Below are 23,180 nucleotides of genomic sequence, written 5' to 3' on the forward strand. Positions count from 1 at the left end.
GTCACACTGGAACACGGGGGCATGTCACCGCGCCGACGGACGCCCGCGGCGCCCCCGATACCAGAGTAGGGACCTGCGCGCCTTTCCGCGGAGCCCTGTGGACAACCCGTCCGGGGCGGCGGGGCGCTCGTCGTCCTCGGGCTCGTGTCCGGCGGTGTCTGCCGCCGATCGAGGCGTCCGCTACCAATGGCGCCCCTCGTTCTCGGGCTCGTGTCCGGCGGCGTCCGGTGCCGACCGAGGTGTTCGCTACCCAGGGGGTCCTTCGTCCTCCGGCCCGGGGGCGGTGGTGTCCGCTGCCGACGGCGGCGCGGGCTCGGGTACCGGAGGCGGCGCGGACCCCGGCGGAGGCGCGGATTCCGGAGGCGGCGGCATGGTCACCGGGGACGTGGTCTCCGGGGGCGGCGACGCGGATTCCGGAGGCGGCGGCATGGGCACCGGAGGCGCGGTCTCCGAAGGCGGGCGCACAGGCACCGGATCCGGCGACGCGGCCACCGGAGGTGCGGCCACCGGCGGGGGCACGGACGCCAAGGGTGCGAGCACGGGCGCCGGTGGCATGCTCGCGCGCAGGCGCAGGGTCAACCGCTCGCCCAGCTCCCCGCTGAACACCCCCTCGTGCGCGACCCCCACGCGGTCGGCCAGCTCCACCGCGTGCAGGCGCACGACGGCCTCCACCAGCGTGGCGTAGTTCCCGGCCGCCGACCGGGCCCGCACCCACGCGATCCCCGCCACGGCCGCCGCGACGAGCGCGGCGGGCCACCACCACACGGTCAGCGGCAGGTACAGCAGTCCCCACGCCGTCAGCCCGGTGGCGCGGGACAGGTCCTCGCGGGCCGCGGTGACCTCCACGCGCTCCTCCTCCGGCAGGACCAGCCACAGGTGCGGCCACAGCACGGCCAGGTCCGCGCGGTGGTCGCGGGCCAGCCGCGTGCGCACGGCCGCGATCCGGTCACCGCACCAGGTGGGGCGCTCCGGCCGCTCGGGGGAGATCCTCGCCATGCGGTCGTAGGCCTTCGCGAACGCCTCCTCCCGGCCGCTGCCCCGCGCCTGCCCGACTTCCCCGCCCCCACGCCGAGCCCCCTCCCCGCCTTCGCGCCGCGGCCGCTCGGCTTCCCCCTTCCACGTCCGCTCCGCCTCCCCGTCCCGTGTCCGTTCAGCCTTCCCACTCCGCGTTGGCTCGGCTTCCCCCTTCCGCGCCCGCTCCTCCTCTCCGTCCCGTGTCCGTTCAGCTTCCCCGCCCCGGAACTGCTCCTCCTCCCCGTTCCGCGCCCGCTCGACCTCCCCGCGCAGCCGGTCCCACCGCGCGCGGCGCGAGCGCACCCACCGCCAGGTCCAGCCGCGCAGCGGCGGCGGCCACCGCTCCCAGTCCGCGGCGGTCCACAGGCGCTCGACCAGCCAGCCCGACCCCCGGGCGACCAGGCCCACGGCGGTGCTCCCGGCCAGCACGGCGGCCAGCACCAGGGCCTGGCCGCCGAAGGTGTCCACTCGCGGATCCGCGGCCCATCCGGTGACACGCTCGGCCAGGTGCCCCGCGTCCCACGCCCCGGACCAGCCCAGGGCGTAGGCGGCGGTGGCGACCGCCAGGTAGAGGGCGCCGGGCAGCGCGAGGGTGCTGACCCACCTCTCGGTGAGCCTGCGGCCCAGTTCCGCCCACAGGTCGCCCACCGCCTACCGCCCCCGCGGCGGGCGCAGGGCGGCGCCGCTGACCAGGCAGGCCGGCACGTCCTCGGCCGGTGTGGGCTCCCACGTGCGCACGCACCTGCCCTGGGGGCACCCGTACAGGGCGAAGGCGGGGCGGGGCAGACCGATCCCGGCCACCCCCGCGCCCCCGGACCCCACCCGGTGCACTCCGTCGGCGTGGGCGGCCAGCCCGCGCCCGTCGAGGGCGACCAGGGCCTCCTGGAGTTCGGCCAGCTCCGCCGACGCGTCCCCGCCGCCGCGCGCGGCCCCGAGCACCGCGTCGACCAGCGCGGGGCCGCCGGGCACCGGTTCCAGCCGGTCCCTGATGTCGCGGGCGTGCTCGCAGACCACGCCCAGCTCCGCCGCGGTGTCCTCGCTCACGGATCTCCCATTCCTCCCGGACGCTCCTGCGCGCGGGCGTCCGCCACGGCACCTGGCACGGGCCCCACCTCCCCGGGGGCCGTGCCAGGTGTGCTCGGACGCCCTCCCCCCACTCCTCTCGGCCACTCCGCATGTCCGAAAAGGGCGATTTGTAATCTACGTCGTAAAGATCCTCCACAAAGACACCCCGAACAGTGAGGGGGAGGGGAAAACCTCTTCGCATCCCCGCAGTTCCGGGCCCCGCACCCGGACCACCCGCCCCCCTCCGCCGTGGCTACACTGCACGCGTGGCCATCCAGATCTCACCCAGCATCCTGAGCGCCGACTTCGCGCACCTCGCCGACGAAGCGGCCGCCGTGTCCCCTTCCGCCGACTGGCTCCACGTCGACGTGATGGACAACCACTTCGTCCCGAACCTGACGCTCGGCCTGCCCATCGTGGAGTCCCTGCTCAAGGCGACCGACACCCCCCTGGACTGCCACCTGATGATCGAGGAGCCCGACCGCTGGGCCCCCGCCTACGCCGAAGCGGGCGCGGGCAGCGTCACCATCCACGCCAAGGCCGCCGGGGCCCCCGTGCGCACGCTGCGCGAGATCCGCCGCCTCGGCGCCCGCGCGGGCCTGGCCCTCAACCCCGCCGAGCCCGTCGAGCCCTACGCCGACCTCGTCGGCGAGATGGACATGCTCCTGCTCATGACCGTCGAACCCGGCTTCGGCGGACAGAAGTTCCTCGACGTGGTCCTGCCCAAGATCCGCCGCGCCCGCGAGATCCTCGACAGCCGCGAGGCCTCCGTCTGGCTCCAGGTCGACGGCGGCGTCAGCGAGGAGACCATCGAGCGGGCCGCCGAGGCCGGAGCCGACGTCTTCGTCGCCGGTTCGGCCGTCTACGGGGCCCAGGACCCGGCCAAGGCCGTGGAATCCCTGCGCGCCCTCGCCGCCGGGGCCGCCGCCAGGTCCTGAACCCGAAGCCCCGACCCTCCGCAACCGAACGTCCGTCTGCGCAACGATCGCGACACGGTTCCGCCCTTCGCTGGCCCCGCCCTGCGTCTCCCCCTAAGCTGTGCGACTCGTAGTCGTGAATCTCGCTTGGTCGCGGCTCCGTCTTCCCCTCCGCCTTCGCGCGCGCGGGGGAGCGGCGCGGCGTGAGCGCGTTGCCAGGCGCGGACCCCCGGGAGTACGCGTTGAACGCTTGGACCGCCGAGCACCTGGCCATGGACGCGCTGTGGGAGGCGGAGACCGTCCCCATCCTCTGGCTCCAGGGCCTGGGGGACTGGCTCGCTCACCCGCTGGGCCTGGTCACCCACCTGGGTTCCCACACGCTCGTCATCCTCGCCCTCACCCTGGTCTTCTGGTGCGTCAACCCCGGCCTGGGGGCGCGCCTGTTCGTCGTGGTGGCCTGCTCCGGCGTGGTCAACCAGCTGTTCAAGTCCCTGCTCTACGGGGCCCGGCCGCCCTGGTTCGACGCCCGCGTCACGGCCCACACGAGTTCGGACAGCTTCGGGATCCCCTCCGGGCACACCCAGGGCGCCACCGTCACCTGGGGCTACCTCGGCATCAGGTCCGGCCGCCGCGCCGTGCTGTGGGCGGCGGTCGCGGTCATCGCGCTCGTCTCGCTCTCGCGGGTCTACCTGGGCGCCCACTTCATCAGCGACGTCGTGGCCGGGCTGGTGCTGGGCGCCGCCCTGCTGTGGGCGGTCCTGCGCTGGGAGGACCGCGTCACCGCCTGGTGGCTGGGGCTGGGCACGGCCCGCTGGATGGGCTACGCCCTGGCCGTCGCCCTGCTGCCCTGCCTGGCGGCCACCCTGTGGCAGCTGCTGGTGCGCGGTGACTGGACGGTTCCCCAGGAGTGGATCGGCGCGGTCCCCGCCGACCCGGCCGCCGAAACCCTCACCGGTCTGTACACCGTGGCCGGGACCCTGCTGGGCGGGCTGGTGGGCTTCACCCTGCTCGCCCGGCGCGGATGGTACAGCGCCGCGGGCACCCTGGCCTCCCGGGCCGCCCGTTTCGTCCTGGGGGTCTCGGTGATCGTGCTGGTGCAGGTGTTCGTGAGCGTGCTCTTCGGCCACCTGGGCGGGCTCGCCGACGCCGCCGTGTCCTTCGTCGCCTACGGCGCTATCACCTTCTGGGCCTCCTTCCTGGCTCCGGAGGCCTTCGTCCGCAGCGGCCTGGCCACCCGGCCCGGGGCCGAGGCCGAGACCTCCTGAGCGGGCGGGACGCGCGGCCGCGGCGACACGCCCGCCGGGGCCGCCCGACCGGGCGCGTGCCGTCCGCGCCGACGCCTGTGGGGCCCGATGATTCGCGTCACACCGGCTAGGCGCTCCTGTTGACGAGGGGTTAGGATCCCTACCAGCAAGTTCAACACGTGCTCCGGGGTCGGTGTAATTCCGAACCGGCGGTGACAGTCCGCGACCCGGCCGAGTCCATCGGCCGGTTGAACCGGTGGAATTCCGGTACCGACGGTGAAAGTCCGGATGGGAGGCAGTACGTGTCGGGACGGCCCCTCGCCGCCCGCGTCCGCTGACGCGCGGCCCCGGTGCCGTCCTGTTCGTGGACCCTTCTCCACGCGTCCCCTCACCCCGGAGCCACCAGGCGAAGGGAAGGCAAGGGCGTGTTCACCGGAATCGTCGAGGAACTCGGCGAGGTCGTCTCCATCCAGGCCGCGGGCACCACGGGTGAGGCCGTACTGCTCACCGTCCGGGGCCCCCTGGTCAGCTCGGACGCCGCACACGGCGACTCCATCGCGGTCAACGGTGTGTGCCTGACCGTCGTCGACCGGGGCGAGGGCACCTTCACCGCCGACGTCATGAAGGAGTCGCTGGACCGCTCCAGCCTCGGCGGCCTGGCCCCGGGCTCCCCCGTTAACCTCGAACGCGCCGCCCGCGCCGACGGCCGCCTGGGCGGGCACATCGTCCAGGGCCACGTCGACGGCACCGCCGCCCTGGTCTCCCGGAATCCCGGCGACAACTGGGACGTTCTGCGTTTCGGGCTGCCCGCCCACCTTTCGCCGTACGTGGTCGAGAAGGGCTCGATCACCGTCGACGGCACCAGCCTCACCGTCTCCGCGGTCAGCGAGCCCGGCGCCGAGGATGAGTTCTTCGAGGTCAGCCTCATCCCCGAGACCCTGCGGGCGACCACTCTGGGCGGACTGGCCACCGGTGCCACCGTGAACATCGAGGTGGACGTCATCGCCAAGTACGTCGAGCGCATCACCGCCGTGGCGGCGGTCCGCCCGCGGGCGTGAGCGCCCGCGCACGGCACGAGGGGGCGGACCCGCGCGGGCGGGCCGCCGCCCGCCCCAGCACCCACATCCACGATCCATCCCAGGGAGCGGCCATGACCGTCACCGAACCCACCCCGGCCACGACACCGATCGACCAGGCCGTCGTCCTCGACCCGATCGAGGAGGCCGTCGCCGAGTTCGCCGCGGGGCGGGCCATCGTGGTGGTGGACGACGAGGACCGCGAGAACGAGGGCGACATCATCTTCGCCGCCGAGCTCGCCACGCCCGAACTCCTGGCGTTCATGATCCGCTACACCTCCGGTGTGGTGTGCGTCCCCCTGGAGGGCGGGGACCTGGACCGCCTCGACCTGCCGCTGATGACCGCGCGCAACGAGGAGAGCCTGCGTACCGCCTACACGGTCACCGTGGACGCGCGCGAGGGCGTCACCACGGGGATCTCCGCCGCTGACCGGGCCCGCACCATCCGCCTGCTGGCCGCGGAGGGCAGCGGCCCCGCCGACTTCGTGCGCCCCGGTCACGTCCTGCCGCTGCGAGCCCGCCCGGGCGGCGTGCTGGCCCGGCGCGGCCACACCGAGGCCTCCGTCGACTTCGCCCGCCTGGCCGGTCTGCGTCCCGCGGGCGTGCTCGCCGAGGTCGTCAACGACGACGGCACCATGGCCCGTCTGCCCCGGCTGCGCGCGTTCGCCGACGAGCACGGCCTCAAGCTGGTCTCGGTCGAGCAGCTCGCCGCCTACCGCGAGGCGCTGGGGGAGGCGCTCACCGAGGCCGAGGCGCACCCGCCGCTGGTCTCCCGCGCGGTCCAGACGCGCCTGCCCAACAGGTACGGCCAGTGGCGCGCGGTCGGGTACCGGGGCACCGCAGACGGCGCCGAGCACGTCGCGCTGGTGTACGGGGACCTGACCGACGGCACCGACGTCCTGGCGCGCCTGCACTCGGAGTGCCTCACCGGCGACGCGTTCGGCTCCCACCGCTGCGACTGCGGCGCCCAGCTGGACGCCGCCATGGCCGACATCGCCGAGGAGGGGCGCGGGGTGCTCGTCTACCTGGGCGGCCACGAGGGCCGGGGGATCGGTCTGCTGCACAAGCTGAGCGCCTACAGCCTCCAGGACCAGGGGGCGGACACCGTGGACGCCAACCTGCGCCTGGGCCTGCCCGCCGACGCGCGCGAGTTCGGCGCCGGGGCGCAGATCCTGGCCGACCTGGGGGTGTCGTCGGTGCGGTTGCTGACCAACAACCCCGCCAAGGCCGAGGGGCTGGAGCAGCACGGGGTGCGGGTCAAGGAGCGGGTGGCGATGCCCTCCTTCGTCACCGAGGACAACATCGACTACCTGCGCACCAAGCGCGACCGCATGGGCCACGACCTGACCGGCGTCGTCCGCTGACCCCGGCCCTGCGGCGCGGCCGACCGGCCGCCCCGCGCGCGGCGCCCCCGGAAGGCCGGGGCGGCGCCCGCCCCGGCGGTGGTCCGGGGCCGCACACTTCGTTCGGAGAGGAAGCAGGAGCCCATGAGTGGTGAAGGACGCCCCGACAGCAGTGGTGTCGACGCCTCGGGGATGTCGGTGGGCATCGTCGTGACCCGTTGGAACGCGGGCGTGGTCCAGCCGATGCTCACCAGGGCGCTGGAGGTGGTGGCGTCCTCGGGCGCGGCCGAGCCCGTCGTGGTGGAGGTGGCCGGGGCGGTCGAGATCCCGGTGGTCGCCCAGGAGCTGGCCCGCAAGCACGACGCCGTGGTCGCCCTGGGCGCGGTCATCCGCGGGGGCACCCCGCACTTCGACTACGTGTGCCAGTCGGTCACCCACGGCCTGACCGAGGTGGCGCTGCGCCATTCCACCCCCGTGGGCAACGGTGTGCTCACCTGTGACACCCTGGAACAGGCGCTCGACCGCGCCGGTCTGCCGGGGAGCGCCGAGGACAAGGGCGCCGAGGCCGCGCTGGCCGCCCTGGACACGGCGGCGGTCCTGCGCGGGCTGCGCCGCTGATCCGGTCCGGCGGCGCACGGTGACGGTGGTGGGCCGTCCGCGCACGCGGACGGCCGAAGAGGTGTCGCGCGGGTCCCGATCCGGCGGGTGGCCGCTGGGCGGTCCTCGCCGGGCGGTGCGCGCCGGAGGGCCCGAGGGGGCCGTCCGGCGGGGTACGGCGTCGCGGGACGCGGCCTGGCGGCGTGCCGGGACCGCGGCGGACACGGTCCAGAAGTGGAGCAGTTGGTGCGGACGAGGGAACAGCCCGTGGACGGCGAGGAGTCGGGACAGGCGGTGCTGCCCAGGACGTGGCGGCCCCGGTCGGTGCGGTGGGTCGCCTACGGCCTGGCGCTGCTGATCGTGGCGACCCTGGCGGTCCTGGCCGTGATCCTGCCGGGCAGCTGGGGGGTCATGGACCGGGTCCTGATGGTGGGCCTGGGCCTGGCCATCGCGGCCGCCCTGCACCTGTTGGCCCGGCCGCGGCTGGTGGCCGGTGAGGAGGGTGTGACGGTGGTCAACAGCATCCGCACCCACGTGCTGTCCTGGGCGGAGGTCGTGGACGTGCGGATGCCCGAGGGCGAGCCCTGGCCCTCGGCGGACCTGTCCGACGGCACGACCCTGGCGGTGATGGCCATCCAGAGCGCCGACGGCGAGTCCGCCCGGCGCGCCCTGGAGGAGTTCCGCGCGCTGCTGCACGAGCGCGGCGAGGGCCGCGAGCCCGACCGCTCGTAGGAACCTCCGGGAGGAGCCGCCGAATTCCTGAGGATCGGTGGCTCCCGAGTGTTGTGCGGGGCACATACTTTGGTACCGAGAGCCACCGACGGAACGTGGAAGAGGTACCGCGTGCGCGACATCCGAGCGGCCGTGTCCGGCCTGTACGCGTCGGGCGAGACGTTCGCGCTGGCCACCGTGATCGACACCTACAAGAGCGCTCCCCGCGACGCCGGGGCGGCGATGCTGGTCAGCGCCTCGGGGGAGGCGGTCGGCAGCGTGTCCGGCGGCTGCGTGGAGGGCGCGGTCTACGAGGAGGCCCTGGAGGTCATCCGCACGGGGGTCCCCGTGCGCCGCACCTACGGGGTCAGTGACGACGACGCCTTCAGCGTCGGCCTGACCTGCGGCGGAACACTGCACATGTTCATCGAGCCGATCAGCCGGTCCGCCTACCCCCAGCTGGGCTCGGTGATCGGCGCGGTCGACGAGCACCAGCCGGTCGCCGTGGCCACCATCGTCTCCGACCCCTCCGACCAGGGCCGGGTGGGGCGGCGCCGGGTGGTCTGGCCCGGCCACGCCGAGGGCGACCTGGGCAGCGACAGGCTGGCCGACGCCCTGGACGACGACGTGCGCGGCATGCTGGCCCAGGGCAGTACGGGCCTGCTGCGCTACGGCACCGACGGGCAGCGGCGCGGGGACGAGCTGGAGGTGTTCGTGCAGTCCTTCGCGCCCGCCCCTCGCATGCTGGTCTTCGGCGCGATCGACTTCGCGGCGGCCGTCGCCGACCTGGGCACCTACCTGGGTTACCGGGTGACGGTGTGCGACGCCCGGCCGGTGTTCGCGACCGCCAAGCGCTTCCCCACCGCCGAGGAGGTGGTGGTCAAGTGGCCGCACGTGTTCTTGGACGAGATCGCCGACCAGATCGACGAGCGCACGGCCATCTGCGTGCTCACCCACGACCCCAAGTTCGACGTGCCGGTGCTCAGCGTGGCCCTGCGCACCCGCGCCGGGTACATCGGCGCGATGGGGTCCCGGCGCACGCACGAGGACCGGTTGGAGCGGCTGCGCGAGGCCGGGGTGGGTGAGGCGGAGCTGGCGCGCCTGCACTCGCCGATCGGTCTGGACCTGGGGGCGCGTACTCCGGAAGAGACGGCGGTGTCGATCGCCGCGGAGTTGGTGCAGGTGCGGTGGGGCGGCAGCGGGCGGGCCCTGCGTGAGACCAGCGGCCGGATCCACCACGACACGTCGGGTAAACCCCTGGTTCCGGCCGGATTCGGCCACCGTGTGAAGTGAACCGAAACCCGCCGGTCCGTGGAGTGCCTGGTCACGGCGGGTCCGTGGGGGCGGTCGCGGAACAGGGCCGGACGGGCTGTGCCAGGTCGCCCATCCCTCGCGTCCGTGCGTGGCATCATCACGTCATGGGTATCGGGGGGCAGGAGCAGGGCGGGGAGCGTACGGGTCCGGTGGCGGGCCTGCTGTTGGCCGCGGGTTCGGGGAGCAGACTCGGGCGGCCCAAGGCGCTGGTCGAGGTGGGCGGCGAACGTCTGGTGGACCGCGGCGTGCGCACGCTGACCGCGGGCGGCTGCGCTCCCGTCATGGTGGTGCTGGGCGCCGCCGACACCCCGGTGCGCGGCGCCCACACGGTGCACAACCCCGACTGGCGGACCGGGATGGGGTCCTCGGTGCGCGCCGGGATCGACGCCCTGCCCGACACGGTCGACGCGGTGCTGATCGCGCTGGCGGACCAGCCCCTGGTCACCCCCGAGGCGGTGCGCCGCCTGGTGGAGGCGCACGAGCAGGGCGCCCGCGCCGTGGTGGCCACCTACCGCGGCAACCAGCGCAACCCCGTGCTGCTGGGTCGCGAGCACTGGTCCACGGCCTACGCCATGGCCGTGCACGACGTGGGGGCGCGCCCGTTCCTGCGCGCGTACTCCCACCTGGTCACCGCCGTGGCCTGCGACGACATCGCCAGCCCGGAGGACATCGACACGGTGGAGGACCTGGAGCGGCTCAGCGGCGTGCTGGGCGGGGAGCCCTCCGGTTCGGGCTGAGCCCCCCTGCCCGGGGCCGTGTCCGCTGCGGACTGAACCCCTCGTTCCGGGCTGTGCCCGGTTCGGGCGAGCCCTCCCTTCCCCGGCCGTGTCCGGTCCCGGCGCGCCCCCGTACGGCTGGGCTCGCGTGGGCCGGGTCATCGGTTCGGCGACCGCGGGCCTCTTCCGGCGGGGCCGGACCCGCCGGAAGAGTCACGGCGCCGTGCGCGCCGGTGGGCCGGGGCTCAGGCCAGGGGCTCGGCGAGGATGCCGAACACGTGCGCGGTCGACTCCCCGGGGGCCAGCACGATCAGGTCGGTGCCGGTGGCCAGCGCGTTGGCCGGGCAGGTCATGGGCTCGGCGGCCAGGTGGGCCCGGTGGTCGTCCCCGCCGAGGGTGTCGGCGCTGAACAGCTGCAACCAGCCGAAGCCGCGGTCGCACCACAGCGACACCCGGTGCTCGGGGCCGCTCGCCCGCACCCACGCGCGCCCGTCGGCGTCCCTCTCCAGTTCGGTGAAGGCGGTGTCCAGGACGGTGTCGCCCAGTTGGCGGCCGGGCGCGCGGAAGTCGAAGTCGCCGCCGTCCACGGGGACGGGGCCGCCCACGGGCAGCATCTGCCCGTCCACCGGCTGGCGGGTGCCGGCGGTGACCTCCAGCGCGAACTCCCCGCGCGCGGCCAGGGCCGACAGCGGCTCGCCCAGGGTCAGGTAGGGGTGGAAGCCCAGCCCGAACGGCAGGGGGGAGCCGCCCGGGTTGCGGGCGGTGGTGGCGACCGTCAGCCCGTCGGCCGAGAGCCGGTAGGTGACGCTCATCTCCAGGGGGAAGGGGTAGCCGGGCCCGCCGCCGAAGTCCAGCCGCAGTTCGACCGCGTCCTCGGAGACCGTCTCCGGCGTCCACTCCCGGTCGTGGACCAGGCCGTGGATGGCGGTGCCCGTGGCCGGGTCGTTGGGTTCGGGACGGTGCTCGACCCCGTCGAAGCGGTAGCCGTGCTCGGTCACGCGGTTGGGCCACGGCGCGAGCACCTGGCCCTGGAAGGCCTTGGGGCCGTCCCCGTCGTAGGGCCAGACCACGTCGCGGCCGCGCCAGGTGAGTGCCCGCAGTCCCGCTCCCGTGCGGTCGACGCGCGCTCGGTACTCTCCCGAGCGCAGCTCGATCACCTCACCCACCTGACACCTTCTTCCCCGTCGTGGCCGTGCGTCCGTGTGCCGAACCGGGCGATCATAGCCCACGCGCCCCGCCGGGGGGACACGGCGGGACACGTGACGCGTGTGACGGAAGTTGTTCAGGAGGTCCTGAGGCGGAGTGCGGCGACCGTGGACACCCACAGCATGGCGGTGACGGCTCCGACGGCCAGGGTCAGCGAGCCGTACTGGCCGCCGGTCATCGCCCAGCCGTTGCCGACCAGCAGGACGGTGCCCGCGACACGGGAGGCGGCGGCCGCGCCCCGGTGGCCGGTGCGGCCGTAGTGGTGCCCCAGTACGTAGCAGGCGGCGATCAGCGCGGCGAAGGAGACCGATCCGGCGGCCATGTGGCCGTAGCCGTGCCAGGTGAGCTGCTCGGGCATCCCCGCGGGGGTGCCGACGGGGAAGCCGTCGGCCGGGTCCATGACGAGGAGCCCCGCCGCGATCATGCCGAGGCCGTTGACCAGGACCAGCCGAGGCGCCCACGTGCCGCCGGGCGCACCGCGCATGGACCGGCGCAGCCCGAGGGCTCCGGCGGCGGTCAGGGCGCCCGCGACCAGGAAGTTCGTGATCTGGAGCCAGCCGAGTTCGCCGGTGCTGAGCGCGCTCAGGGGGTGCCGGGTCAGGTCGAACCCCTCCCGTGCGGCGGCCTGCGCCAGGGAGACGGCGGCCCACAGGGGCGCCGCGAGGGCCGCGCCGGCGAGCAGCGCGCGGGTGGTGTCCGCGGTGGCGAGGCGGACACGGGGTGCGGTGGCGGGGGTGGCGGTCATGGCCGGGGCCTCTCTCGTGTTCTGTGCTTCTCCCTCTCACGTCGCTGCGGCGATGTGACAGGGAACGCGACCGTTCCCTGTCACATCACCTCGTTCGACGTGTATCCGAAGGCAACGAAAACGAGACGAAGGAGCACGCCGTGCGCTTCCTGATGACCACCCGCCCCTCCGAGGACGCCCGCGACGACGAGGGCCTGTACGCCGAGATGGCCGCGTTCGTGGAGGAGCTCACCGCCTCCGGAGTCCTTCTGGCCACCGGGGGGCTGGAGCCCGGCGGTGTCCGGATGGTCTCCGCCGGTGAGGAGATCACCGTGACCGACGGCCCGTTCACCGAGGCCAGGGAGGCCGTGGCCGGGTTCGCCCTGGTCGAGGTCCGCTCCCGCGAGGAGGCCCTCGAGGTCGCCCGCCGCTTCCGCCGCATCGTCGGCGACGGCGAGAGCGTCATCCAGCAGGTCTTCGGTCCCTGACCGGCCGCGGCACCGGCCGGGTTGCGCACGAGCCCGGCCGGTGCTGTCATCTTCGGTGTGACCGATGTCCACCGCACCGTCGACGCGGTCTGGAAGATGGAGTCGGCGCGGATCGTCGCCTCGCTCACCCGGATCGCGCACGACGTCGGCGCCGCCGAGGAGTGCGCCCAGGACGCCCTCGTCGCCGCCCTGGAGCAGTGGCCGCGTGAGGGGATCCCCGACAACCCCGGCGCCTGGCTCATGACCGCCGCCAAACGCCGCGTCCTGGACCGTCTGCGCCGGGAGCACCGCCTGGAGAGCAAGCACAAGGAGATCGCCCACGAGCTGGAGCGCGGTCCCGGGGTCGCGCCCGCCCCGGACGACGGCGTCCTGCGCCTGCTGTTCGCGACCTGCCATCCGGTGCTGTCCACTCCGGAGAGGGTCGCGCTGACCCTGCGTCTGGTGGCCGGGCTGACCAACGGGGAGATCGCCCGCGCCTTCCTCACCGGGGAGGGGCACATCGCCCAGCGCGTGGCGCGGGCCAAACGGCTGCTCGCCGAGGAGGGGGTGGCCTTCGGTCTGCCCGACGGACGGGAGCTGGCCGAACGCCTCTCCTCCGTCCTCGGCGTCATCTACCTCGTCTTCAACGAGGGCTACGCGGCGACCTCGGGCGAGGACCTGATGCGCCCCGGCCTGTGCCTGGAGGCGCTGCGGCTGGGCCGCACCCTGGCCGAACTGGTGCCGCACGAGGCCGAGGCGCACGGCCTGGTGGCGCTGATGGAGCTCCAGCAGTCCCGGGCCGGGGCCCGGACCGGCCCCTCCGGCGAGATCGTCCGACTGCACGAGCAGAACCGGGGCCGCTGGGACCCCCTGCTGGTGCGCCGGGGCTTCGCCGCCATGCTGCGCGCCCGTGACGCGGGCGGCCCGCCCGGCCCCTACGTGCTCCAGGCGGCGATCGCCGTGTGCCACGCCCGGGCCACCAGCGAGCAGGACACCGACTGGGCCCGTATCGCCGCCCTCTACGACCAGCTGGTCGTCCTACTGCCCACCCCGGTCGTGCGCCTGAACCGGGCCGTGGCGGTCGGCAGGGCCCGAGGTCCGGGGGAGGGGCTGGCCCTGGTCGACGAGCTGGCGGGGGACCCGGTCCTGCGCGACTACCACCTGTTGCCCGGCGTACGCGGCGACCTGCTCCTGCGGCTGGGCCGGGCCGCCGAGGCGAAACGGGAGTTCGAGCGCGCCGCCGTGCTGGCCGAGAACACCGCCGAACGCGCCTTCCTGTCGCGCCGGGCCGAGGGGACCGCGGTCCCCGAGCCCACCGGGCCCGACCTGGGCGCAACGGCCCGGGAGTTCCTGGGCCGCGACGACCTGGACCCCCAGACGCTGCGCTCCTACGGCCAGACCCTGGACCGGCTGTGCCGTTCGCTGGGGGAGGGGCTGCCCCTGGCCGACCTGACCCCCGAACGGGTGGCGGGCGTGTTCGCCACCGCCTGGGGCGGTGCGGCCCCGCGCACGTGGAACCGGCACCGGTCGACCGTGCGCTCCTTCGGCGCCTGGGCGGGGCTGGAGGATCTCGCGGCGGACCTGGAACGGCGCGGCGAGACCCGCTCACCGCACGTGCCGCTCGACCCCGAGACCGTGGCGCGCCTGTGCGACGGGGAGGGTTTCGCGCTTCGCGAGCGCGTGCTGTGGCGGCTGCTGCACGAGTCCGGCGCCCGGGTGAATTCCGTGCTGGCGCTCAACGTGGAGGACCTGGACCTGGAGGACCGCCGCGCGCGGTCGGGCGACGGCTGGGTGGGCTGGCGGTCGGGGACCGCCCGGCTGCTGCCCGGGCTCGTGGCGGGGCGCGAGCGGGGGCCGCTCCTTCTGGCCGACCGGCGTCCGGGACCGGCGCGGCGCCCCTCCGCGGCCGACCTGTGCCCGCTGACGGGGCGGGGGCGCCTGTCCTATCCGCGTGCGGAGTACCTGTTCAAGCGGGCCACGCGCTCCCTGGACCCGGCCGGGCGGGGCTACACCCTGAGCAGGCTCCGGCCCTGAGCGCGCCCGCGCGCGGCGGGGCGCAGGGGCCCGCCCCGTGGTCCCGGCCGGCCCGCCGGGGAGTGTCCCGGGCGGGCTCCCGGATCGGCGAGCGGTCCTCCGGGCCGTCTCCCGTACGACGGTTCGCGCGGGTCGGCCCGGTGGGCTTCTCCGGCGGGCACCCGAGGCGCGGCGCGGGGACGGCGGGTCCGGTGGGGGCGGGCGGCCCACCCGTGGGCGCCGGGCCACCGCCCGCACCGGACGCTAGGCGAGCAGGCCGTCCAGGGGGATCAGCACCCCCGAGCCCAGCGCCAACAGGCCCGTGGACAACAGCACCACCACCATGAACAGCGTTCCCACCACGGCCAGGCGGAAGGCCCCCAGGCGCCGACGGGCCCGCGAGGTGGGCTTCCTGCTGGCCGCCGAGCGGCCCAGCGCCACCAGCAGCACCGACAGCAGCACCGGCAGCCACCACGCCGCCCCGGTGTCGCCGGGCAGCAGACCGGTGACGGCCCCGGTGACCTCCGACAGCCAGCCCAGGACGGCGCCGTTGCTGGCGTCCAGCAGTCCGGTGTAGGCCGAGGTCACGAACTCGCTCTCGGGGTAGAAGCCCTCCTGCGGGCGCACCACGCGGCCCAGGCCGTCCAGGAGCCCGAGCAGCGCCGCGGGGTAGGCGAACCGGCGGCACGCGCCCGCCTTCATCGCCCGCTGGATCTGGCCCATGGTCTTGTCGGCCCGGCGCCTGCGGCGTTCCTGTTCGCGGGGGTCGAGCGAGGGATCCTGCGGTCCCGCGGGGTTGTAGGGGTGCGGGGCGGTCGCGCCCCCCGACTGGCCGGGCGGGGAGGCCCCGGCGGCGCGCCTGCGGACTCCGGCCGCCTTCTCGCGGACCTGCGACCAGCGTTCACCGGCCGAACCGGCCAGCGACGCCCACCGGTCCTGGCGGCGTGCCCTGCCGTCGGCGCGCTCGCGCTCGGCGACCGCGCCGCCGACCCGGGCCGCCTCGGGCAGCAGGAGCACCGCCGTGATCAGGGCGGCCCGGGTGGCCAGGGCGTCGCGGCCGTTGGCGTCGCGCAGGGCCAGGCGCCGCTGCTCCGCCCACCAGGGGGCGTGCGGGGCGGCGGTGCGCTGGCGCGGGTGCCAGGACTGGCGGCGCAGCAGCGACCGGCTCCGGGAGGCGGTGTCGGGGAGCAGGACCAGTTCGACCGCCCGGGCCCAGGCGGTGTCGGTCTCGTGGGTGTCCGGGCGCCGGGGCGCGTCGGGGCCCGAGCCGACCAGCTGGTCGACGTTCTCGGACACCTTGCGCATGATCAGGGGCACCTCGTGCTGGACGCGCTCCAGCAGGGCGCACCGCCCCGAACCGCCCGAGCGGCAGGCCGGGTGCGGGCACCAGTGCTGGGCGCCCAGTCCGACCGCGCCCGAGGTCACGGCCTCGCGCACCACCGCGTGGCGGCTGGCGTCGCCGGTGGCCAGGTCCAGCAGCCCGTCGGCGCTGATCTCGTGGCCGCGAAAGCGCGGCGGCATCCCGGGCACGTAGCGGGCGGCCAGCGCGCTGATCGCCACGTGCGCCTGTTCGGGGTGGGCGTCCAGGCCGGTCAGGTAGGCGCGGTCGAAGGTGTAGTCGTTGACCTCGCGGTCCAGCCAGCTGCGCAGCTGCGACCAGTGGGTGCGCAGCCACATGGCGCCGGTCTCGGAGCGGTCGAGCAGGTCGAAGGCCAGGCTCGGCGGGTCCTCGTGGCTGGCTCCGGCGAACTCGATGGGGCGCAGGCGCTTGACCGCGCGGATCTGCGGGCGCTCGCCCGCCAGCCACTGCGCGACCTCGTCGTATCCCCAGCGGGCCGAGGGCGCGAGCGTGAGCAGGCCGCGGGCGAGCAGGCGCCAGCGCTCGTCGGTGATGGCGGAGATGTCCACCTCGGTGTTGCGGGCGGTCAGCCAGTTGCCGCCGCGCTCGGGGCGGCGTCCGGCCACCAGTTCGTGCACGATCACGCCGAGAGACCACCAGGCCGCGGGCGCCTCGCGGCGGCCCTCGACGACCTCGGGCGCGGCGTAGTCCTCGGTGACCGCCAGTCCGCCGTAGACGCGGCTCATGGTGGCGCGTACGGCGCCGCCGAAGTCGGTGAGCGCCACGACCGGCGGGTCCAGGGACCGCACGAGCAGGTTCTCGGGCTTGACGTCGGTGTGGTTGTGCTGGAGTTCGTCCTGCCAGTGGTGCAGGCACTCGGCGACGGCGGAGACCACGGCGCGGGCGCGGTCGTCCGGCAGCGGGGCCTGGTCGATGAGCGCGCGCAGCGAGCCGTGGGAGAAGTACTCCTGGGCCTCCCAGGCCAGGTCCTCGCCCCAGGAGCTGGCGGCGGTGCCGTAGCCCTGGATGGCGGGGGTGTGCGGTGAGGCGGTGCCGCGGGCGCGCAGGCGGTCGAGGAGTTCGCGGTTGATGTCGTGGCCGGGCCGGTACACCTTGAGAGCGAGTCGGCGCCCGGGGGAGTCGGTGGGTTCGGCCAGGTAGACGACGGCCTCGCCGCCCGCGCCGATGTGGTCGAGCACGCGGTAGCGGCGGCGCAGTTCGGCGGGGACGGCGTAGTCGAGGTCGCTGGCGGGGCCGACCACCACGCGCGAGACCAGGCGGGCCATCCAGTCCAGGAGCGGGCCGAACAGGGTCCGCCACCAGGGCGCGCGGCCGTCGGTGCGGCCGTCGCCCGGGATGGTGCGGGCGGGGCGCGCGCCCGGGGCCGCGTCGGCCGTGCGGGTGGCGTCCGCCTGGCCGGCGCCGGGCAGGACGCTTGTGCGGTCCGCGGCCGGGGAGGACACGCGGGTGGGCTCGGTGTCGCCCCCTGGGGCCGTCCCCGGGCGGAACACACGGGTGGCCCGGTGGGTGCGGGCCGCACGCGTGCGGTCCTCGTCGGGGCCGATGCGTGTGGTGGGCGCGGTGGGTTCGATCCGCTGGGTCGGCGCGTTCTCGTCACCGGGGTCGGGCGTGACCATCGGGGTCGGAGCCATCCTTCGGATAGGCGTTGGTGTCGTGGACCTGCGGGGGAACGAGGGCCCCTCCAGGGTAGGTCCGCGCGGCGCGGTTCGCGCGCCGTTTCGGGCCCCGGTGCGGGTTCCTCGGCGTAGCCCCTCGTCTCCTTTGACTCCCCGTGGGCGCATGGAGTTCCACCCGGAACGCGCAGACGGTGCGCTCCGGGGCGGGAAGACCGGTGCCGCGGCCCTGCGCGCGCCTCGGCGACGTCCGCGCGGGCCACCGCGCACCGGCCCCGCTCCGCCGTGCGGGACCGCCTGTTCGGCCCCGTCCTCTGTGACATGGCGGCCCGATCCCAGGCGGCCGGTCAGCTGCTCGCGGTCGGCCGTGCGCCCCTGCGGCACGAGGGCCCGGTGCCGCCCGTGGTGCTCAGTGCCGTCCGCGCGGGGTCACGCCGAGCCTGTCGCAGGCCTCCTGGTACATGCGCACGACCTCGGCGCGGATCTGGGCGCGCTCGGTGAGCGGTCGCGCCCACGGCACGCGCACGGCGTGCTCGGTTCCGTCCACGGTGACCGCGTAGTCGCCGCCGTCGCCGTCCAGGCCCGTCATGCGCGCGGCGGTGGCCCCGGGCTGGCCGCCCAGCGCGCGGCAGATGAGCAGGGTGTCCTCGGGGTGGTCGCCGTTCATGTGGGCGGTGACGGCGGCGACGACCTCGGGGGAGAAGGGGTTGGACGGGGACACGGGACCTCCTGGTCGGCGGGTGGCGCGCACGCGTGACACGAGCGGGGGGAGGGCTGTGCGCCCTCCCCCCGCTGACGATATCCGAGCGGCCCCGAAGGTGATGACGGTGTGTCGTCAAAACTTCCGGGAGGCCGTCCCGTCCCGCGTGTTCCCCTGCTTCGTCCGGCCCGGAGTCCGCCCGGCCGTCACGGACGTGCTCAGGCCTGGCGGGTGAACTCGGCGTCGATGTCGATGGTGATCTTGTCGCCGACGACCACGCCGCCGCCGTCCATCGGCATCTCGATGTCCACGCCGAACTCCTTGCGGCTGATCTGCGTGGAGGCGGTGAAGCCGGCGCGGTTGAGACCGTAGGGGTCGATGGTGGAGCCGTTGAACTCCAGCGCGATCTCGACGGGGCGGGTGTTGCCCTTGATGCTCAGCTCGCCCTGAAGGACGAAGTCCTCGCCCTTGGCGACGGCGCCGGTGGAGCGGAAGGTGAACTCCGGGTGGTTCTCGACGTCGAAGAAGTCGGCGGAGCGGATGTGGTTGTCGCGGTCACCGTTGTCGGTGTTGATCGAGCTGGCGTCGATGGTGGCCTCGACGGACGCCTGGGTGGGGTCCTCGGGCACCGTCAGCGTGGCGTCGAACTTCTCGAACCGCCCGCGGACCTTGCTGACCATCATGTGTCGTACGGAGAAGCCGACGACGCTGTGGGCGGTGTCGATCTTCCAGGTTCCGGCCTGGAGTTCCTGCGCTGCCATGGTGTCTCCCTGTCGGGTCGGCGGACCCGGGGACCGGGCCCATTCGCTGAGGTGTAACAAGACGCCTTAGAAGAATCTTCCTCGGAAGAGGAGTTTAGGCAATGCCGGGCCCTCGTGCAAGGCGTTCCCCCGAGGAGAGCCGACGCGGGGCCCGACGGTGTGGCGGAGCGGGGGTTTCGGACACGCCGCTACGATGGGCCGCATGAACAACGCCGGGTGGCTCGACGTCAAGGAACAGCACGTCTGGCGTGGTTTCCTCAGGATGAACGCCTGGGTCTACGACGAGCTGGAGAAGGACCTGCGCGCCCGTACCGGGCTCTCCCTCATCGAGTACGGCATCCTCGTGCACCTGTCCGAGGCCGAGGGGCGGCGCATGCGCATGCGGGTGCTCGCCGACAGCGTCATCGTGTCCAAGAGCAGGCTCTCCCACCAGGTCGCACGGCTCGAACGCGGCGGCTACGTGCACCGGGAGCACTGCGACGACGACCGCCGCGGGCTGTGGGCCGTGCTCAGCGACAAGGGCTCCCTCCTCCTGAGCCAGGCCGCGCCCGGCCACGCCGAGCGCGTGCGCTCGCTGGTCTTCGACCGCCTCAGCGAGGAGCAGGTCGCCCAGCTCGGCTCGATCATCGGCGCGCTGGAGCAGGACGAGGCCGCCCGGCAGGGGTGAGGCCCCGCGCCCGTCGTCCCCGCGGGCCCGCTCGTTCCGTGTGTCCGGCGAACCCCGAGGGCGGCCGGTGACCGGGCGCGCCGCCCGGTTCGCGCCGTTTCGGGCGTGCCCGCCACAGGCCCCGCGCCCCACGGGTAGAGTCGGTGCACGTGAGCAGACCATCCATCATCGGCGCCCAGAACTTCCGCGACGACGACGGCAGCGTCGATCCCGGGGTCGAGGCACGCCTGCGCGAACACGCGACGGGCGCGACGGGCGACCGCCAGGTGCTGGCCGCGCTCAGCGGAACCCGCGTGCTGATCCCCGTGGTCGCCGTGGCCACCGAGACCGAGGAGGGCGTCGGCGGGCTCACCAAGGACAAGAACAGCGAGGTCGCCGTCCCGATCATGACCGGCAGGGACGGGCGGCGCGGCATGCTCGCCTTCACCTCCGTGGACGCGGTCCGCCGCTGGCGCCCGGACGCGCGCCCCGTGCCCTTCACCGTCAGGGACGCCTGCCAGGCGGCCCTGGAGGAGGAGGCGGACGCGCTGGTGCTCGACGTGGCCGGCCCCGTGCCCTACACCGTTCAGGGCCCCTTCCTCAGCATGATCGCCGAGACCGGCGCCGTCCCCGAGCCCAAGGACGACCCGCAGGTCCTCGGACTCATCTACCAGGTCACCAAGGGCGAGTTCGGTATCGAGCGCGTCCGCATCCACCCCTCCGAGCGCGGCGAGATCGGCATCCGCCTCGAACTCGACGAGCGCGACGACGAGGTCCTGCGGCGCGTGGCCGAGCGGCTCACCGCCGAACTGCGGCACGTGCTGCCCGGAGGCATCGAACTGAGCGCCGTCGTGCGCGCCCAGCGCGACGACGCGCCCCCGAACGGGCCCGGGACCGCCGCCCGGGACTGACTCCGTCCCGATCGCTTCCGGCCGGGCCGCGAGCTCCGCGGTCGTGGACCGCTCCGCGCCTTGTCCCGGGCGTTTCCGGCCGGGCCGCGATCCCCGCGGTCGTGGACCGCTCCACGCCCTCGTCCCGTGCGTGCGCCGTGCGGGCGCGCGGTGCCGCGGCGTTCTCGGACGGGGAGTTTTCCACAGGCCGGACCGGGCGGTGTCGCCGCGGGCCCCGGAAGGGTAGCTTCCCATCATGCCCACCCCCTCGACACTCCTCCTCCATCCGCACCTGTGGACGGCGTCCGTCGCCGTCCTCCTCGCCCTGCTCGGAGTGGTGGTGGGCCAGGTCAACGGCCGCCTCGTCCACCTCTTCGGCCCCGCCAACCCGCCGCCCGCACCCGCCTCCCGCGGTTCGCTCACGCCCTCCGCCGACCGGCACGTCCAGCCCGCGCGCGACGACGCCACCGCGGTCCCCGACACCGGGGAGGACGCGCGCGGCGAGCGCCGGCTCCCGCCGCCGGACGACGACGAGGGCCCGCCGCCGCCCCGCTGCCCCCACTGCCGCGCCGAGCTGCGCTTCCTGCGCTGGTTCCCGGCGGTGGAGGCCCGGACGTTCCGAAGACGGGGGGCCTGCCCCCACTGCGAGCAGGTCGTCCGGTCCCACCCCGCCGTCGTCGTCGTGACCGCCGCGCTCTTCGGCTGCGTCGGCCTGTGGGCCACCCTCCAACCCGACTGGTCCCCGTTCGGCGTGCTGGCCGTGCTCTGGCTGACCGCCGTCGGCGTGCCGCTGGCCGTCATCGACCTGCGGGTCATGCGCCTGCCCGACGCCGTCGTCCTCCCCGCCTACCCCGTCGCCGCGGTCCTGATCGGGCTGGCCGTCCTGCTGCCCCCCGAGGGACCCGACACCGACCGGGCCGCCGGGGCGCTCGCCAGCATGGTCATGGTCACGGTGCTGTACTGGCTGCTGTGGCGGGTGCACAGCGCGGGGCTGGGGTTCGGCGACGTCAAGCTCTCCGGGCTCACCGCGCTGTACGCGGGGTGGGCGGCGGGGACCCTCGGCGCGCTGGTCGCCGTGTTCTGGGCCTTCGCGGCCTTCTCCCTGGTGGGGGTCGTGCTCATGGCGCTGCGGCGGCTCACCCGCAGGGATCCCTTCCCGCTCGGTCCGTTCATGCTCGCCGCAGCGCTGGCCACCGTCCTGACGGGAGCAGCGCTGTTTCCACAACCCTGAACCCGGCGCTCCACCGCGCACCGATCCGTGAAAGGATCGTGCACATGTTGCGTTGGCTGACCGCGGGGGAGTCCCACGGACCCGCACTCGTCGCGATTCTTGAGGGCCTCCCGGCCGGTGTGTCCGTCACCTCGGACGACATCGCCGCCGCGCTGCTCCGCCGTCGCGCCGGGTACGGGCGGGGTGCCCGGATGAAGTTCGAGAAGGACCAGGTCTCCGTCATCGGGGGCATCCGACACGGCCGCACCCAGGGGGGTCCGGTCGCGATCGAGGTCGGGAACACCGAGTGGCCCAAATGGGAGAAGGTGATGTCCCCCGACCCCGTGCCCGCCGAGGAGCTGGAGAGCGTGGCGCGCAACGCGCCGCTCACCCGGCCCCGCCCCGGCCACGCCGACCTGGTCGGCATGCAGAAGTACGGCCACGGGGAGTCGCGGCCGATCCTGGAGCGCGCCAGCGCCCGTGAGACCGCCGCCCGCGTCGCGATCGGCGAGGTCGCGCGCCAGTTCTGCCGTCAGGCCCTGGGCGTGGAGATCCTGAGCCACGTGGTGTCCATGGGGCCCGTGGCGGTGCCCGAGGACGCCCCCGAGCCGCGCCCGGAGGACCTGGCCGCCATCGACGCCGACCCGCTGCGCTGCTTCGACGCCCAGACCAGCGCCCGCATGGTCGAGGAGGTCGACGACACCAAGAAGTCCGGCGACACCCTCGGCGGCGTGGTCGAGGTGCTGGCCTACGGCCTGCCGCCCGGCCTGGGCAGCCACGTGCACTGGGACCGGCGCCTGGACGCGCGCCTGGCCGGTGCGCTCATGGGCATCCAGGCGATCAAGGGCGTGGAGGTCGGCGACGGCTTCCGCACCGCCGCCCGCCGCGGTTCGGCCGCCCACGACGAGATCGAACCCGGTCCGGACGGCGTGCGCCGCCGCACCAACCGCGCCGGAGGCGTCGAGGGCGGTATGACCACCGGCGACCCGCTGCGCGTGCGCGCGGCGATGAAGCCCATCGCGACGGTGCCCAGGGCGCTGGACACCATCGACATCGAGACCGGCGAGCCCGCGCAGGCCAACCACCAGCGCAGCGACGTCACCGCCGTCCCGGCCGCCGGTGTGGTCGCCGAGGCGATGGTCGCCCTGGTGCTCGCCGAGGCCGCCGTCGAGAAGTTCGGCGGCGACTCGGTCGCCGAGACCGCGCGCAACCTCCGGGGCTACCTGGACGCGCTGACCATCCGCTGACCTTCGATCCCGACCTCGGCGTGCTTCCGTCCCGTTCACGAACGGGACGGAAGCGGATTGGGAACCGCCACGGCGCCCCTTGCCGGAGCGGTTGTCCACAGGCGCGTCCTCGGGGCTGGCGGGGCGCGAAGGGAAGGGCCGCACTGGATTCGGGGGCGCTCGTCGCGCTCACGGGCGACGGAGCCGCCCCCGAATCCGAGCACAGGGGTGGATCGGATGTCCCCGCCAGTGCCGCGGTCCGGCCTGCGGACGGCCTCTCTCACCGCCTCCGGGGACCGAGGTCCGCTGGAGTAGGACAACGCCGTGGCCGTGCTGTCCCCGCACGCGCGGGAACGGTTCGCACCCC

General features: G+C 74.7%; 21 protein-coding genes and 1 riboswitch. Of the genes, 14 read left to right on the plus strand and 7 right to left on the minus strand.

Annotated elements, in window-relative coordinates; all coding sequences use genetic code 11:
* Positions 1 to 246: 246 nt before the first annotated feature.
* Together G011_RS31980 and G011_RS0102245 are read right to left on the minus strand one after the other, a co-directional pair.
* Positions 247 to 1,662 (minus strand): hypothetical protein, encoded by a 1,416-nt coding sequence (locus G011_RS31980; RefSeq protein WP_019607028.1) that lies wholly within the window; start codon positions 1,660 to 1,662, stop codon positions 247 to 249.
* Positions 1,663 to 1,665: 3 nt separating this feature from the next.
* Positions 1,666 to 2,058, minus strand: coding sequence for a hypothetical protein (locus G011_RS0102245; RefSeq protein ID WP_019607029.1), 393 nt, complete (start codon positions 2,056 to 2,058; stop codon positions 1,666 to 1,668).
* Positions 2,059 to 2,345: 287 nt separating this feature from the next.
* Between G011_RS0102245 and rpe the strand changes: the two genes are divergently transcribed.
* From rpe to G011_RS0102285, 8 genes are all read left to right on the plus strand, one after another.
* Positions 2,346 to 3,017: a ribulose-phosphate 3-epimerase gene (gene rpe, locus G011_RS0102250; protein ID WP_019607030.1), complete on the plus strand. Its 672-nt coding sequence runs from the start codon at positions 2,346 to 2,348 to the stop codon at positions 3,015 to 3,017.
* 251 nt (positions 3,018 to 3,268) lie between these two features.
* On the plus strand, positions 3,269 to 4,261 hold the full coding sequence (locus G011_RS0102255) for a phosphatase PAP2 family protein (RefSeq protein WP_026337943.1): 993 nt from the start codon (positions 3,269 to 3,271) through the stop codon (positions 4,259 to 4,261).
* A 154-nt stretch (positions 4,262 to 4,415) separates the two neighbouring features.
* Positions 4,416 to 4,546: riboswitch (FMN riboswitch) on the plus strand.
* 119 nt (positions 4,547 to 4,665) lie between these two features.
* Complete coding sequence (locus G011_RS0102260) at positions 4,666 to 5,298, plus strand: riboflavin synthase (protein WP_019607032.1); 633 nt, start codon at positions 4,666 to 4,668, stop codon at positions 5,296 to 5,298.
* Between the two features lie 92 nt (positions 5,299 to 5,390).
* A complete protein-coding gene (locus G011_RS0102265; protein ID WP_019607033.1) occupies positions 5,391 to 6,680 on the plus strand; it encodes a bifunctional 3,4-dihydroxy-2-butanone-4-phosphate synthase/GTP cyclohydrolase II in 1,290 nt (429 codons plus the stop codon).
* Between the two features lie 123 nt (positions 6,681 to 6,803).
* Complete coding sequence (gene ribH / locus G011_RS0102270) at positions 6,804 to 7,277, plus strand: 6,7-dimethyl-8-ribityllumazine synthase (protein WP_026337944.1); 474 nt, start codon at positions 6,804 to 6,806, stop codon at positions 7,275 to 7,277.
* A gap of 246 nt (positions 7,278 to 7,523) precedes the next feature.
* Positions 7,524 to 7,988, plus strand: a complete 465-nt coding sequence (locus G011_RS0102275) for a PH domain-containing protein (RefSeq protein WP_019607035.1) — start codon at positions 7,524 to 7,526, stop codon at positions 7,986 to 7,988.
* A 111-nt stretch (positions 7,989 to 8,099) separates the two neighbouring features.
* Entirely contained in the window at positions 8,100 to 9,260 is a 1,161-nt protein-coding gene (locus G011_RS0102280; RefSeq protein ID WP_019607036.1) for an XdhC family protein, read from the plus strand.
* A 170-nt stretch (positions 9,261 to 9,430) separates the two neighbouring features.
* A complete protein-coding gene (locus tag G011_RS0102285) occupies positions 9,431 to 10,018 on the plus strand; it encodes an NTP transferase domain-containing protein (protein WP_019607037.1) in 588 nt (195 codons plus the stop codon).
* Positions 10,019 to 10,242: 224 nt separating this feature from the next.
* Here G011_RS0102285 and G011_RS0102290 read toward each other — a convergent pair whose 3' ends face one another.
* Together G011_RS0102290 and G011_RS0102295 are read right to left on the minus strand one after the other, a co-directional pair.
* Positions 10,243 to 11,163: an aldose 1-epimerase family protein gene (locus tag G011_RS0102290; RefSeq protein ID WP_019607038.1), complete on the minus strand. Its 921-nt coding sequence runs from the start codon at positions 11,161 to 11,163 to the stop codon at positions 10,243 to 10,245.
* A gap of 116 nt (positions 11,164 to 11,279) precedes the next feature.
* On the minus strand, positions 11,280 to 11,948 hold the full coding sequence (locus G011_RS0102295) for a DUF998 domain-containing protein (protein ID WP_019607039.1): 669 nt from the start codon (positions 11,946 to 11,948) through the stop codon (positions 11,280 to 11,282).
* Between the two features lie 140 nt (positions 11,949 to 12,088).
* Between G011_RS0102295 and G011_RS0102300 the strand changes: the two genes are divergently transcribed.
* Positions 12,089 to 12,415, plus strand: a complete 327-nt coding sequence (locus G011_RS0102300; RefSeq protein WP_013151919.1) for a YciI family protein — start codon at positions 12,089 to 12,091, stop codon at positions 12,413 to 12,415.
* A gap of 57 nt (positions 12,416 to 12,472) precedes the next feature.
* Positions 12,473 to 14,428 (plus strand): DUF6596 domain-containing protein, encoded by a 1,956-nt coding sequence (locus tag G011_RS0102305; protein ID WP_019607040.1) that lies wholly within the window; start codon positions 12,473 to 12,475, stop codon positions 14,426 to 14,428.
* 243 nt (positions 14,429 to 14,671) lie between these two features.
* On the opposite strand, the gene G011_RS0102310 is transcribed toward G011_RS0102305, so the two are convergent.
* From G011_RS0102310 to G011_RS0102320, 3 genes are all read right to left on the minus strand, one after another.
* A complete protein-coding gene (locus G011_RS0102310) occupies positions 14,672 to 17,383 on the minus strand; it encodes a serine/threonine-protein kinase (protein ID WP_019607041.1) in 2,712 nt (903 codons plus the stop codon).
* Positions 17,384 to 17,789: 406 nt separating this feature from the next.
* Complete coding sequence (locus G011_RS0102315) at positions 17,790 to 18,101, minus strand: DUF2470 domain-containing protein (RefSeq protein WP_019607042.1); 312 nt, start codon at positions 18,099 to 18,101, stop codon at positions 17,790 to 17,792.
* Positions 18,102 to 18,298: 197 nt separating this feature from the next.
* Positions 18,299 to 18,841 (minus strand): YceI family protein, encoded by a 543-nt coding sequence (locus G011_RS0102320; RefSeq protein ID WP_013151923.1) that lies wholly within the window; start codon positions 18,839 to 18,841, stop codon positions 18,299 to 18,301.
* Between the two features lie 193 nt (positions 18,842 to 19,034).
* Between G011_RS0102320 and G011_RS0102325 the strand changes: the two genes are divergently transcribed.
* From G011_RS0102325 to aroC, 4 genes are all read left to right on the plus strand, one after another.
* Positions 19,035 to 19,508 (plus strand): MarR family winged helix-turn-helix transcriptional regulator, encoded by a 474-nt coding sequence (locus tag G011_RS0102325; protein WP_369756863.1) that lies wholly within the window; start codon positions 19,035 to 19,037, stop codon positions 19,506 to 19,508.
* 149 nt (positions 19,509 to 19,657) lie between these two features.
* Positions 19,658 to 20,398: an SseB family protein gene (locus tag G011_RS0102330; protein ID WP_026337945.1), complete on the plus strand. Its 741-nt coding sequence runs from the start codon at positions 19,658 to 19,660 to the stop codon at positions 20,396 to 20,398.
* Between the two features lie 235 nt (positions 20,399 to 20,633).
* The gene (locus tag G011_RS0102335; protein WP_019607045.1) at positions 20,634 to 21,608 is read left to right on the plus strand and encodes an A24 family peptidase; all 975 of its coding nucleotides are present in this window, start codon (positions 20,634 to 20,636) and stop codon (positions 21,606 to 21,608) included.
* Between the two features lie 44 nt (positions 21,609 to 21,652).
* Complete coding sequence (gene aroC, locus G011_RS0102340; RefSeq protein ID WP_013151927.1) at positions 21,653 to 22,834, plus strand: chorismate synthase; 1,182 nt, start codon at positions 21,653 to 21,655, stop codon at positions 22,832 to 22,834.
* Positions 22,835 to 23,180 lie beyond the last annotated feature (346 nt).

The sequence above is a fragment of the Nocardiopsis sp. CNS-639 genome (assembly GCF_000381685.1).
GTDB lineage: Bacteria > Actinomycetota > Actinomycetes > Streptosporangiales > Streptosporangiaceae > Nocardiopsis > Nocardiopsis dassonvillei.

Excerpts from the sequence above, each read along its gene's own strand:
- G011_RS0102255 (WP_026337943.1), top strand. The coding sequence starts at position 3,269 with ATGGACGCGCTGTGGGAGGCGGAGACCGTCCCCATCCTCTGGCTCCAG.
- G011_RS0102265 (WP_019607033.1), top strand. The coding sequence starts at position 5,391 with ATGACCGTCACCGAACCCACCCCGGCCACGACACCGATCGACCAGGCC.
- ribH (WP_026337944.1), top strand. The coding sequence starts at position 6,804 with ATGAGTGGTGAAGGACGCCCCGACAGCAGTGGTGTCGACGCCTCGGGG.
- G011_RS0102295 (WP_019607039.1), bottom strand. The coding sequence starts at position 11,948 with ATGACCGCCACCCCCGCCACCGCACCCCGTGTCCGCCTCGCCACCGCG.
- G011_RS0102310 (WP_019607041.1), bottom strand. The coding sequence starts at position 17,383 with ATGGTCACGCCCGACCCCGGTGACGAGAACGCGCCGACCCAGCGGATC.
- G011_RS0102320 (WP_013151923.1), bottom strand. The coding sequence starts at position 18,841 with ATGGCAGCGCAGGAACTCCAGGCCGGAACCTGGAAGATCGACACCGCC.
- G011_RS0102325 (WP_369756863.1), top strand. The coding sequence starts at position 19,035 with ATGGGCCGCATGAACAACGCCGGGTGGCTCGACGTCAAGGAACAGCAC.
- G011_RS0102335 (WP_019607045.1), top strand. The coding sequence starts at position 20,634 with ATGCCCACCCCCTCGACACTCCTCCTCCATCCGCACCTGTGGACGGCG.
- aroC (WP_013151927.1), top strand. The coding sequence starts at position 21,653 with ATGTTGCGTTGGCTGACCGCGGGGGAGTCCCACGGACCCGCACTCGTC.